The organism is Aequoribacter sp. (assembly GCF_965659035.1).
Taxonomy (GTDB): Bacteria; Pseudomonadota; Gammaproteobacteria; order Pseudomonadales; family Halieaceae; genus Aequoribacter.
Genome location: NZ_CBFHWH010000003.1, coordinates 55,068 through 66,097 on the forward strand (window position 1 = coordinate 55,068; position 11,030 = coordinate 66,097).

The following is an 11,030-nucleotide window of genomic DNA, read 5'->3' on the forward strand; positions in this document are numbered from 1 at the left end:
CGGGGCCTAGAATGACGGTCGGTATCCGGGCTTCGCGAAGGTCAGTTGCACGGTGCCAATCACGCGTTCCCTGAAGCCGCCCTCACAGTAGCACAAGTAGTACTCCCATAAACGTTCGAAGTCATCGTCAAAGTCCATGGCTTTGATTGCCCCAAGATTTTGAAAGAAGCGATCTCGCCAGGCGGCGAGCGTGCGGGCGTAGTCCTGAGTGATGTCGCGCAAATGTATCATCTCAAGGTCAGTCTGTTCTGCTATATGTTTTGCAATTTGGCCTAGCGAGGGTAAGCAGCCTCCCGGGAAAATATAGCGATTAATGAAGTCGACGCTGGACTTGTACGCTTCATAACGCGCATCGGGTATCGTAATCCCTTGAATAACGGCAACGCCATTGGATTTCAGAAGCGAGCTTAGCTTGGCGAAGTAGGTTGCAAAAAACTCATGACCTACGGCTTCGATCATCTCGATAGACACCAGCTTGTCATATTGACCTTTTAAATCTCGATAGTCTTCGCACAATACGGTTACGCGGTCTTCAAGTCCTGCTTCTTTAACGCGCTCACAGGTCAGCTTGAACTGTTCTTGCGAGATGGTCGTGGTCGTCACTTTACAGCCATAATTTTGCGCGGCATAGACCGCCATTGCGCCCCAGCCAGAGCCAATTTCTACGAGGTGGTCGCTGGGCTTGAGTTCGAGCTGTTCGCATAAGATCCGAAGTTTATTAATCGAGGCTTCATGAAGATTGGAAGACGCATCCTCGTAAACCGCGGCTGAATACATCATTGTCGGGTCTAAAAAGTGCTGGAAGAAATCATTGCCTAGATCGTAGTGGGCCGCGATATTTTTTCTGGAGCCGGTTTGTGTGTTGCGATTGAAAAAGTGCTGTAGGCGCAGGGTCTGTTTAAATAACCACGAGTGTTTACTTTTAAAACCCTCCAGTAGGCTTAAATTTGCGCTAAAGAAACGCATGACTTCAGTAAGATTTGGCGTAGACCAGTAGCCCCTGATATAGGCTTCGCCTGCCGCGATCGAGCCTCCACCTAACATATCTCTGTAGAGCTGTTGGTCATGGACTTGAACGCTGGCGCGAATACCTGAAGCGCACTCGGCCTGGCCGTAATGCATGCTCTGATCTCCCTCGCGTAACTCTAAGTGACCCACTTGGGCCTTGTGGAGCAAGGTTAAGAATAGTTGCCGGGCAATGTTACTTTTGCCCTGGCGTAATCCAATTTTGGGTAAGCGAATACTTCCTACGCTGGGGGTATTCATAGTGCATGCTCCTTACTTGGGTGTGCGTAGACTGGCGTCCTTTTTAGCCAGAGCTTTAGGGCCTGCCAGTAAATTCCGGCGGCGACTTTCACAGTCATGTGGGGGTAGCGCCACAATATTGCGACGGCCGATTTTGCCGTCAGGGGTTGGGCTGTCAAGGCAAGTGATGCCAGAAATATGGGTTCCGACGCCTGACTGACCTGTAGCCGGATGTTGAGCTTGTCATCGGGGGTGTTACACGCGAAATGATAGGTCATATCCATCGGGTTAAAGGGCGAGACATGCATAGCCTTGTTAAACTCGAAGTCTGCCTGGCCATTGGTGCATGGCACTACGTAGGTGATGCGCTCTTCCCAAGGCGTATTCGTGACCTCGAGCACGATGGCCTGAAGTTCCTCGTCGGTATCAAAGCAAAAGTAGCAGGCAATGGGATTGATCGAGTAGCCGAAGTAACGCAGATTTGCGAGTAAGTAAACGTCTCCGCTAGGTCGAAACCCAAGTTCTTGGTTAACTTTATCCTTCACGACTGTGCCCAGGTCCTGATCGTGAGGTGTTAGAAAGTCAGTGCGCCGGAAGCTTGCGAGACTAAAGCGACCCGTTCCCCAGCCCGGGAGATGACGCAAGCTTTCATCGAGACCACTAACATTCAAGTAGGGTACAAAGACTGAGTACTTAAACTTATGAATGGTTGGTGCTTGTCGTCGATGGTAGAGCGTACCGACGTACAAGCGGTTCATTATGCAGCTGCCCGCGCTTGCTTCGGTATCGCTTGTGCGATACGAAGCGCGCTGTTGACGCCATCTTCATGGAAGCCGTTGTGCCAGTAGGCGCCACAATACCAGGTATTGTTTACTCCATTGATCTCGTCCCAGCGCTCTTGTGCTGCAATCCCGTCAAGTGAGAATACTGGATGGTCGTAGCTGAACCGACCTAAAATCCGATTGGGGTTGATCCCGTGGGTTTGGTTGAGCGTGACGCAGAATGTCTCGGGCGCCTGTATCCCTTGCAGTATATTCATGTTGTAGGTGACAACCGCACGGCTTCGATCAGGGGTCAGCGAGTAGTTCCAACTCGTCCATGTCTTGCGGTTGCGTGGCAGCACTTGGTCGTCGGTATGCAGCACCACGTCATTGGTTTGGTAGGGAATGGCTCCCAGTATTGCTTTCTCAGTCGCAGTTGCATCTTTTAACATCGCCAACGCTTGATCGGAGTGCGTCGCGATAACGATTTGATCGAATTCGTAGGTCTGCCCGCCCGCTTTGAAGCGCACGCTCGTCGGACGTCGCTCGACGTCAGTAACGGCGGCCTTGGTAATAATTTTGTCGGCAAAGCGTGCGGTCAGTGGGGCGATATATTCGCGCGAGCCGCCATCAATAACCCGCCACTGGGGGCGGTTTTTTATGTTTAGCAGACCGTGGTTTTTGAAAAACCGCAGGAAGAATAGAGCGGGAAAGGACTCGATGGCCTGCCAAGACGCTGACCATATCGCCGCCGCCATAGGTATCAGGTACCACTGCCGAAAGCTCTCAGAGTACCGTTTTCTCTGCAGGTATTCGCCTAATGTTTCGTCGGCCCGCAACGCGCCGCTTTCTAAATCTCGCTGCGAATCTTTGTTGAAGGCAAGTATGTCGCGCACCATGCGAATGAATTTGGGCGACATTAAGTTGCGCCGCTGCGCAAACAGCGTGTCGAGCGAGCTGCCAGAGTACTCGAGCCCCACCGTGCTATCTTTGACACTAAAACCCATAGACGTTGCTTTCGAGCTTACGCCAATCTCATTGAGCAACTGAATGAAGTTGGGGTATGTCCAATCGTTATATACGATAAACCCAGTGTCAATGGCGTACCTGCGGGGCCCGAGCTGCACGTCGACGGTTGCCGTATGGCCGCCGATTCGTGGGGCGCTTTCGAACACCGTAATGTCATGCGCCTTGCTTAAATAATGAGCACAGGTAAGACCTGAAATGCCCGAGCCGATAACCGCAATTTTCACCACAACACCCCTCGCGTGTGATTGATTTTGATTCTTACAGAAGCACTTACGCGGGTTTTTTAAGATCAGATCAACGAAGAAAGTGATCCGCCTTGACAAATGTGCGTATACTTAAGTGACATACATCGAGGCAAGGATATGTCCGTGGTGACGAAAAAGCCGGGAGACGAGGTAACCAACCTTGAGTCTGGGCGGCGTACAGATGAGTGGAGCCAGTGTTTGCGCACGATCGCGAAGCATCGCGATAGGGTAGCGTTTGCACGGTTTTTTAAACAATTCGCTCCTCTGATCAAAGCCTTTGCCTTGTCAGGTTCCACTTTGTCGGCCAATAACGCTGACGAGCTGGTTCAAGAAGTGATGTTGAAGGTGTGGCAGAAAGCCGATGGGTTCAACCCAGACAAGGCGTCTGCAAGCACTTGGGTATACACGATTGCTCGTAATTGCCGAACGGACTTGTATCGGCGCTTACAAAAGTTCGATACGCCTCTCTCTGCAGACGATGTATCTCTGGATCAGGATGGCGAGGAACCGGCGGTCATGTTACATCAGCGACGAACTCGAGATCGAATTCGAGCAATGATGGACACACTGCCCGCTGACCAGGCACACATATTGGCCAAGGTTTACATGGAGGGCAAGTCGCACTCCGAGGTGGCTAGTGAGCTGGATTTACCGCTGGGAACCGTGAAATCGCGTGTGCGATTGGCGATCCAGAAACTACAGATACAGATGGAAGATTAAGAACGATGGCTAAGTTTCACCCTGACCTACATATGCTCACTGAGTTCACCGCTGGAACCCTCTCGTTGGCTCAATCGGCGTGCGTATCAATGCACTTGACCTATTGTACTAAGTGCCAAGAGATATCCGAAGCACAGACGGCTATGGCAGCGAGCTTATTTGAAGATTTAGAGCCCGTGAGCGTCAGCGACAGTCAGCTCGATATTGTGATGTCTCGGCTCGACGAGGACGCACCATTGACGTACCCAAAAGAGTCAAAGGGGGAAAAATCCAGTACACCAGCGATATTGCAGCGCTTAATGCAGGGCGACTTTAGCGATCTCACCTGGAAAAAAATCACGTCGTCGCTTCGAATCTCGTATTTGACAACAGGGGATCCTTATTACGAGTTCGCCCTATACCAGATTAAAGCGGGTGGTGTGATTCCTGAGCACAACCATCGCGGCTCAGAAATGACACTGGTGTTAGAAGGCGGATTCAGCGATTCTGATGGAACCTACCACGCAGGAGATTTCCTATTCCGTGAGTCGGGTGACGTGCATTCGCCAGCCGCACTAGCGGACGAAGATTGCATCTGCTTAGCGGTACTTGATGCCCCCTTGAAGTTCACTCGCATGCGTCACCGCTGGATGAACCCCTTCCTGCAACTTAAGGCCTCTTAGGCGCCCCGCTCAAGCGTGTCTATGTGACACGCATTGCGACTAGGATCGTCGATATAGCCATTCTCGACGATTCGCCGATGCATTTTTGTGTGATAGAGTGAACTTTCGCGCCAGGTTTTGTGCGCGAGTGGACGCGTGTGTGGCACATGCTCTGTGCGCCGCGGCAGCAAACATTATTACAACAAGGGAACTTAGCAATGCGTATAGCCGTTCCACGGGAGACTCATCCCGGAGAAAACCGCGTGCCTGTTACCCCAGAAACCGCAAAGAAATTAGTACGTCTTGGTGCCGAGGTTGTTATCGAGGCGGGTTTGGGTGAAGGAACAGGTTACAGCGATAGTGAATATCAGGAAGCAGGTGCGAGTATAAGCGCTGACCGGGAAGCGTTGTTTACGCAAGCAGACGTCTTGTTGCGTTTGCGTAAGCCAAGCTTGGAAGAAGTTGCACTTATGCCCGAAGGCTGCATCCATGTGAGCTACTTGGATCCGTTCAACGAGCGCGAGCTCATTGAAGCCTTGAGAGCCAAAGGCGTAACGTCTATCAGCATGGAGATGATTCCACGTACTACCCGAAGCCAAAAAATGGATGCCTTGTCGTCGCAAGCCAACTTAGCGGGTTACATGACGGTCATGCTGGGAGCGATGCATTTGCCCCGTATTCTGCCTATGATGATGACGCCAGCAGGTACTTTGAAGCCGGCAAAGGTATTTGTCATCGGCGCTGGCGTGGCGGGTCTGCAAGCCATTGCAACGGCTAAGCGTTTGGGCGCCCGTGTAACGGCGTTCGATACCCGAGCGGTGGTGGCTGAGCAAGTACACTCTTTGGGCGCCACCTTCTTAGAAATTGACCTGGGTGAGACGGGGCAAACCAAAGATGGTTATGCAAAAGCACTGACCGACGAGCAAATCGCGATGCAGCGTGAGGCACAAAAAGCCGTCATCGCCGAATCTGATATCGTCATTACGACCGCGCAAGTCTTTGGTCGCAAACCACCAGTACTCGTCACCCAAGATATGCTCGAAGGTATGACGCCGGGTTCTGTCGTAGTTGATATGGCGGCAGAGACGGGTGGCAACGTCGAGGGCTCAGTCCCTAATGAGGTTGTCACCGTGAACGGCGTGACCATTGTGGGCCTGGGTAATCTACCGAATTACGTGTGCAAGGACGCGAGCCAAATGTACGCCTCTAACTTGTTCAACTTGGTGGAAGACAGCTGGGACAAAGAGGGCAACAGTTTTGTGATCGATTTTGAACACGATATTTTGCCCGGTTGCATCATTACTCACGGTGGTGAGGTGACCAACGCCACAATCAAACAGTTCTATGAGGGAGGGCAGTAGCATGACGATTGTATTTTTGACCTTCATTTTGATGCTCTCGGTATTTTTAGGTTTTGAACTTATTAACAAGGTGCCAGCTACCCTGCACACGCCCTTGATGTCGGGCGCCAATGCCATTTCTGGTATTACCGTAGTGGGTGCTATCGCTCTGGCTGGGACGGGTGACCAAGACTTGGCACAGTGGTTAGGCACTGGTGCGGTTGCTCTTGCCTCGATCAACGTGGTGGGTGGGTACTTAGTTACCGATCGCATGTTGGCAATGTTCAAGAAGAAAGAGGGGGCCCGCAAATGAGTTCTATGAATGGTTTGATTATTCAGTTGGCTTATGTGGCGTCGGCTGCCTTGTTCATCATGGGCCTTAAACTGCTTGGTTCGGCGGCTACTGCTCGTAAAGGCAACACGCTGTCTGCTGTCGGTATGCTGGTTGCCATCGTGGCTGCCTTGATTGACCAAGGCATTGTCAGCTATCAGTGGATTATTATTGGTATTGTGGTCGGTGGTCTGATCGGTGCTGCAGCGGCGCGTCTGGTACAAATGACTTCTATGCCAGAAATGGTGGCACTATTTAATGGTTTTGGTGGCCTTGCCAGCTTGCTAGTCGGTTGGGCGGCTTTAAGTGGCGATGCTTCAACGTTTACCGTTATTACCATCGTGCTGTCGGTCTTAATTGGTGGTGTAACTTTCACTGGATCCTTAATTGCTTACGGTAAATTGAGTGAAACTTTGGGCAGCGGTGCGATTATGTTTCGCGGTCAGCAAGTGGTGAATTCGTTAATCGTGCTTGGCATCATTGGCGCCGCGGTTATGTTATCGATGGACCCTACTAACACGACTTGGCTGTACGCAGTTATTGGGTTGTCCCTACTGTTTGGCATCATGGCAGTGATTCCCATTGGCGGAGCCGATATGCCCGTTGTGATTTCGCTGCTTAACTCCTATTCGGGTCTGGCAGCGTGTGCGGCGGGTTTTGCAATCAACAACAACATTCTGATTGTGGCGGGCTCACTGGTAGGTGCGTCGGGTATCATCCTGACTCAAATCATGTGTAAGTCAATGAACCGCTCCTTGGGCAACGTATTGTTTAGCGGGTTTGGTTCGGGTGTGACTGAGGCGACCGTGGTTGAGGGTGAGATCAAGCCGATCTCGGTCGAAGACGCTTACTACGTGCTTGAGGCTGCAACTAACGTTGCGATTATTCCTGGGTACGGTATGGCGGTTGCGCAAGCACAGCACGTCGTTAAGGAATTGTGTGAGCTACTCGAGCAAAACGGTGCAGAGGTGAATTTTGGTATTCACCCCGTGGCAGGGCGTATGCCTGGTCACATGAACGTGCTGTTGGCCGAAGCCGATGTGCCTTATGATCAGTTGCTGGAAATGGACGAGATCAACCCTCGTATGGAAACCGTGGATGTCGCTATTGTTATCGGCGCTAACGACGTCGTTAACCCAGCGGCACGTGAGGTCGAGTCGTCGCCGATCTACGGTATGCCTGTTATCAACGTTGATACTGCAAAAACGGTATTTGTGTTGAAGCGCTCTATGGCCTCTGGCTTTGCCGGGATCGAGAATCCACTGTTCTACAAAGAGAACACTCGTATGCTGTTTGGTGATGCAAAAGAGTCAATCGGCGGATTGATTCGAGAATTCAGCTAAACCATCTCTTGTGAGCGGGCGTGAGCCCGCTCGTTAAACTGCAGTTCTGCTAACCGTTTGTACAAGGGGCTGGTTTTTAACAGCTCGTGATGCGTACCTTGTGCAACGATTTTTCCTCGATCTACCACAATAATTCTATCGACGTGCAAGATGGTCGAGAGTCTATGGGCGATGATAACTGTCGTGCGATCTTGCATCAGATCCGCTAAGGCTGTCTGGATATGATGCTCCGACTCGGTGTCGAGTGCACTTGTTGCCTCGTCTAGCAGCAGCACTCTAGGGTCTTTAAGAATGGCTCGCGCGATCGCAATGCGCTGCTTCTGACCGCCGGATAAACGCACACCCTGCTCGCCCAGATAGGCGTCGTATTGATCGGGTAGCTGCTGAATGAAATCATGCGCATGAGCGGCTCTTGCGGCCTGCTCTATTTGATCTGATGTACATTCTGGTTGTCCATAGGCAATGTTGTTGCGGACCGTCGTGCTGAATAGCACCGGTTGCTGCGGCACCACTGCGATTTGGGCGCGTAATTCTATCAAGCTCGTTTGTTTTATTGCAGTAGTACCAAATTGGATGTCGCCCTGCTGTGGGTCATAAAAGCGCTGTATGAGCTCAAAAATAGTCGACTTGCCGGCTCCCGAGGGGCCCACCAAGGCAACGGATTCTCCGGCGTTGATTTTGAGATTGAAATCTTGCAGGGCCCACTGATTGGGGCGTGAGGGGTAGGCGAAGGACACGTCCTTGAATTCAATGGCAGCTTCTTGTGGGGCCAGCTCTGGTGACTCATGTGGCTCGATGAGTTCGGATTCTGCGTTCATGAGTTCAATCAGGCGCTCAGCTGCGCCTGCGGCCCGCTGTACTTCGCCCCAAACCTCGGACACTGTGGCAAAGCCAGAGCCGAGCATGACAGCATAAAAAATAAAGGCTCCTAGTTCGCCGGCGGTCATAACTCCGTTGATTACATCGCTGCCGCCCGAATAGAGCATACCGATCATGCTGGCAAAAACCACAAAGATCGCGACACCGATTAATAAGGCGCGGTTGCGGATACGTTGCTTGGCTACGTCGAATGCACCCTCGACTTCGCCTTTGAACATACCCTGTTCGAACTCTTGGCGGTTAAAAGCCTGTACCGTTTTGAGTTGATGAATGACCTCTCCGGCGTAGGTTCCGACTTGCGCCATGGAGTCTTGGCTTGCGCTGGATAATGTGCGGATTTTGCGTCCAAAAAACAAAATGGGCACCAAGATGGCGGGGACTCCAACCACGATGAATAGGCTTAGCTTCCAGTTGGTGGCAAACATCATGATCACGGCGCCACTTAGGGTGAGCATGCTGCGCAAGGCCATACTTAGCGATGAGCCTATGATGGTTTGCAGTAGGGTGGTGTCGGTGGTCAGTCGAGACATAATCTCGCCAGGCCGGTTCTCCTCAAAAAAACTGGGGTGCAAGTTTACTAAGTTGTTGAATACCTCAGCGCGCAAATCCGCCGAGATTCGCTCCCCCAGCCACGATACAAAATAAAAGCGAGTAAAGGTTCCCACGGCGATTGCACTGGCAATGGCCAATAGCGTTAGCATCGCCTGCTGCAATCCTGCAATAGAATCGGAGGCAAAGCCCACATCAATTAAAGTTTGCACGCCAAAGCCTAGGCCCAGAGTGGCGGCTGCAGTAAAGCACAGAGCGATAGCAGCGATAGTAGCGCGGGCTTTGTAGGGACGCAGCAACCGGAGGATGGGCAGCAGTACCCCGAGTCCCGACTGCTTAGAGGGCTTACTCATCAGTGGCGGCGGCGCTGTCCGCGTCCGGGCGACGCTCGATAAACCGACCGAAAAATACGCCCACTTCAAACAGCAACCACATGGGAATCGCCAGCAGCGCTTGTGAAATCACGTCTGGGGGTGTGAGCAGCATGCCAAAAACGAAACAAAATACGATGATGAAGGGCCGCTTTTGTTTTAGAGACTCGGTAGTGCTTATGCCCGCCCAAATCAGAAGCACTGCCACAATGGGTATTTCAAAAGCCAGCCCAAATGCGAAAAATAGTTTTAAGACAAAATCAAGATAACGATTGATGTCCGTCATGATCGTGACATCGGTGGGTCCCACGCTCGTAAAAAACGCGAACACCAAGGGGAAGACGACGAAGTACGCAAAAGCAGCGCCGGCGTAAAATAACAGTACACTGGAAACTAGCAGCGGTATCGCTAAACGCTTCTCTTGCCGATACATGCCGGGCGCAATGAAGCTCCAAATCTGAAACAGCACGTAGGGTATGGAAATAAACAGAGCCGCAAACAGCGTCAGTTTGAAAGGTGTTAAAAAGGGCGACGCAACCTCAGTTGCGATCATGCTTGAGCCCGCAGGCAAAATGGCCCGCAAGGGCTCAGACACGAAGGTGTAAATTTCATTGGCGAAGGGGAACAAACACAGAAATACGACCAGCACACTCAATAGGGCTTTGAGCAAGCGATCTCGCAGTTCGGTGAGGTGCGCGACTAATGGTTGGGCTTGGTCGGTCGATTCACTCATAAACTAGGGGTCGGCCTGGGTGTTGCGTTGCGCAGTCTGCTTTGGATCGACGGACGGTTGTGCAGGCTTTGTGTCGCTGGGCGCGCTGGCGTCAAGATCGACGTTGATCGTATCTTCTATTTCTGATTGCGCGCGCTTTAGGTTTTCCATGACCTCGTTGTTGTGAAGCTCGAGTTCAACCTCGCGCTTGATGTCGTTGTAGCTGCGTTTCAGGCGCCCGAGCCAAACCGACGCTGTTTTTATGGCACCGGGCAGCCGCTCGGGGCCAATGACGAGCAAGGCAACAACGGCAATGAGCAGTAACTCTGCAAACCCTATGTCGAACACCGGAGGCCTTACTTCGTGTCAGTGTTCGAAGGCTTATTTGGGTCGTCTTGGGCTTCTTTATTCTGGATATTTGCCTCTTCGTCGGCGCTTACACTTTTGCGAAAGCCCTTAACAGCCGCGCCCAAATCACTGCCGAGTGTGCGCAACCGTTTAGTTCCAAACAGCATGATGACAATGGCTAAAATGATCAGCAGCTGCGGTACACTAATTCCACCTAGGCCCATAGTAATCTCCTTAGTTTGATGGTGTTCTGGACGCTTTTTCGACCAGGCCGGACAAGCCTTGACGCTCTGCTAGAACCTTGAGCACGTCATCCGGCGATAAATTTAGATGCGCAAGGCAGATCATACAGTGAAACCAGAGGTCTGCCATTTCTTGCGTCACTGCGTCTTTAGCTCCCGACGTTTCCGCGTCCTTGGCCGCTAAAATCACTTCGGTAGCTTCCTCGCCCACTTTTTCGAGGATTTTATTCAATCCTTTCGCATAAAGCGACGCCACGTACGAGGATTCTGGCGT

13 protein-coding genes are annotated in these 11,030 nt (G+C 51.8%); 5 read left to right on the top strand and 8 right to left on the bottom strand.

From position 1 onward, the window contains the following. Positions 1–6: 6 nt before the first annotated feature. The 3 genes from ACTF5Z_RS01330 to ACTF5Z_RS01340 are packed head-to-tail and all read right to left on the bottom strand — an operon-like array spanning position 7 to position 3,259. Positions 7–1,266: a class I SAM-dependent methyltransferase gene (locus ACTF5Z_RS01330; protein WP_438984200.1), complete on the bottom strand. Its 1,260-nt coding sequence runs from the start codon at positions 1,264–1,266 to the stop codon at positions 7–9. Beyond that, entirely contained in the window at positions 1,263–2,003 is a 741-nt protein-coding gene (locus ACTF5Z_RS01335; protein ID WP_438984201.1) for a DUF1365 domain-containing protein, read from the bottom strand. The genes ACTF5Z_RS01330 and ACTF5Z_RS01335 overlap by 4 nt, the downstream gene beginning before the upstream one ends. Next, positions 2,003–3,259 (bottom strand): NAD(P)/FAD-dependent oxidoreductase, encoded by a 1,257-nt coding sequence (locus tag ACTF5Z_RS01340; protein WP_438984202.1) that lies wholly within the window; start codon positions 3,257–3,259, stop codon positions 2,003–2,005. Before ACTF5Z_RS01340 ends, ACTF5Z_RS01335 begins: the two co-directional genes overlap by 1 nt. A gap of 138 nt (positions 3,260–3,397) precedes the next feature. Here ACTF5Z_RS01340 and ACTF5Z_RS01345 point away from each other — a divergent pair, with 138 nt between their 5' ends. From ACTF5Z_RS01345 to ACTF5Z_RS01365, 5 genes are all read left to right on the top strand, one after another. Continuing rightward, on the top strand, positions 3,398–4,000 hold the full coding sequence (locus ACTF5Z_RS01345) for a sigma-70 family RNA polymerase sigma factor (RefSeq protein WP_438984203.1): 603 nt from the start codon (positions 3,398–3,400) through the stop codon (positions 3,998–4,000). 5 nt (positions 4,001–4,005) lie between these two features. Then, complete coding sequence (locus tag ACTF5Z_RS01350; protein WP_438984204.1) at positions 4,006–4,662, top strand: ChrR family anti-sigma-E factor; 657 nt, start codon at positions 4,006–4,008, stop codon at positions 4,660–4,662. A gap of 197 nt (positions 4,663–4,859) precedes the next feature. Further along, complete coding sequence (locus ACTF5Z_RS01355) at positions 4,860–6,002, top strand: Re/Si-specific NAD(P)(+) transhydrogenase subunit alpha (RefSeq protein WP_438984205.1); 1,143 nt, start codon at positions 4,860–4,862, stop codon at positions 6,000–6,002. A 1-nt stretch (position 6,003) separates the two neighbouring features. Beyond that, positions 6,004–6,294 carry an NAD(P) transhydrogenase subunit alpha gene (locus ACTF5Z_RS01360; protein WP_423848630.1) on the top strand — a complete coding sequence of 97 codons (291 nt, stop codon included), beginning with the start codon at positions 6,004–6,006 and terminating at the stop codon, positions 6,292–6,294. Between the two features lie 5 nt (positions 6,295–6,299). Next, on the top strand, positions 6,300–7,655 hold the full coding sequence (locus tag ACTF5Z_RS01365) for an NAD(P)(+) transhydrogenase (Re/Si-specific) subunit beta (RefSeq protein ID WP_423848663.1): 1,356 nt from the start codon (positions 6,300–6,302) through the stop codon (positions 7,653–7,655). Here the strand turns inward: ACTF5Z_RS01365 and ACTF5Z_RS01370 are convergent. From ACTF5Z_RS01370 to ACTF5Z_RS01390, 5 genes are all read right to left on the bottom strand, one after another. Continuing rightward, positions 7,652–9,436 (bottom strand): ABC transporter transmembrane domain-containing protein, encoded by a 1,785-nt coding sequence (locus ACTF5Z_RS01370; protein WP_438984206.1) that lies wholly within the window; start codon positions 9,434–9,436, stop codon positions 7,652–7,654. The genes ACTF5Z_RS01365 and ACTF5Z_RS01370 overlap by 4 nt on opposite strands. Further along, positions 9,429–10,187: a twin-arginine translocase subunit TatC gene (gene tatC, locus ACTF5Z_RS01375; protein ID WP_423848632.1), complete on the bottom strand. Its 759-nt coding sequence runs from the start codon at positions 10,185–10,187 to the stop codon at positions 9,429–9,431. Before tatC ends, ACTF5Z_RS01370 begins: the two co-directional genes overlap by 8 nt. Before the next feature lie 3 nt (positions 10,188–10,190). Continuing rightward, positions 10,191–10,514, bottom strand: coding sequence for a Sec-independent protein translocase protein TatB (gene tatB / locus ACTF5Z_RS01380; RefSeq protein WP_438984207.1), 324 nt, complete (start codon positions 10,512–10,514; stop codon positions 10,191–10,193). 8 nt (positions 10,515–10,522) lie between these two features. After that, positions 10,523–10,738, bottom strand: coding sequence for a twin-arginine translocase TatA/TatE family subunit (tatA, locus tag ACTF5Z_RS01385; RefSeq protein WP_009575277.1), 216 nt, complete (start codon positions 10,736–10,738; stop codon positions 10,523–10,525). Between the two features lie 10 nt (positions 10,739–10,748). After that, on the bottom strand, positions 10,749–11,030 hold a 282-nt coding region (locus ACTF5Z_RS01390), incomplete at its 5' end, for a phosphoribosyl-ATP diphosphatase (protein ID WP_438984208.1).

Coding starts and splice junctions, on each gene's coding strand:
- ACTF5Z_RS01330 (WP_438984200.1), bottom strand. CDS start 1,266: ATGAATACCCCCAGCGTAGGAAGTATTCGCTTACCCAAAATTGGATTA.
- ACTF5Z_RS01335 (WP_438984201.1), bottom strand. CDS start 2,003: ATGAACCGCTTGTACGTCGGTACGCTCTACCATCGACGACAAGCACCA.
- ACTF5Z_RS01345 (WP_438984203.1), top strand. CDS start 3,398: ATGTCCGTGGTGACGAAAAAGCCGGGAGACGAGGTAACCAACCTTGAG.
- ACTF5Z_RS01350 (WP_438984204.1), top strand. CDS start 4,006: ATGGCTAAGTTTCACCCTGACCTACATATGCTCACTGAGTTCACCGCT.
- ACTF5Z_RS01355 (WP_438984205.1), top strand. CDS start 4,860: ATGCGTATAGCCGTTCCACGGGAGACTCATCCCGGAGAAAACCGCGTG.
- ACTF5Z_RS01360 (WP_423848630.1), top strand. CDS start 6,004: ATGACGATTGTATTTTTGACCTTCATTTTGATGCTCTCGGTATTTTTA.
- ACTF5Z_RS01365 (WP_423848663.1), top strand. CDS start 6,300: ATGAATGGTTTGATTATTCAGTTGGCTTATGTGGCGTCGGCTGCCTTG.
- ACTF5Z_RS01370 (WP_438984206.1), bottom strand. CDS start 9,436: ATGAGTAAGCCCTCTAAGCAGTCGGGACTCGGGGTACTGCTGCCCATC.
- tatC (WP_423848632.1), bottom strand. CDS start 10,187: ATGAGTGAATCGACCGACCAAGCCCAACCATTAGTCGCGCACCTCACC.
- tatA (WP_009575277.1), bottom strand. CDS start 10,738: ATGGGCCTAGGTGGAATTAGTGTACCGCAGCTGCTGATCATTTTAGCC.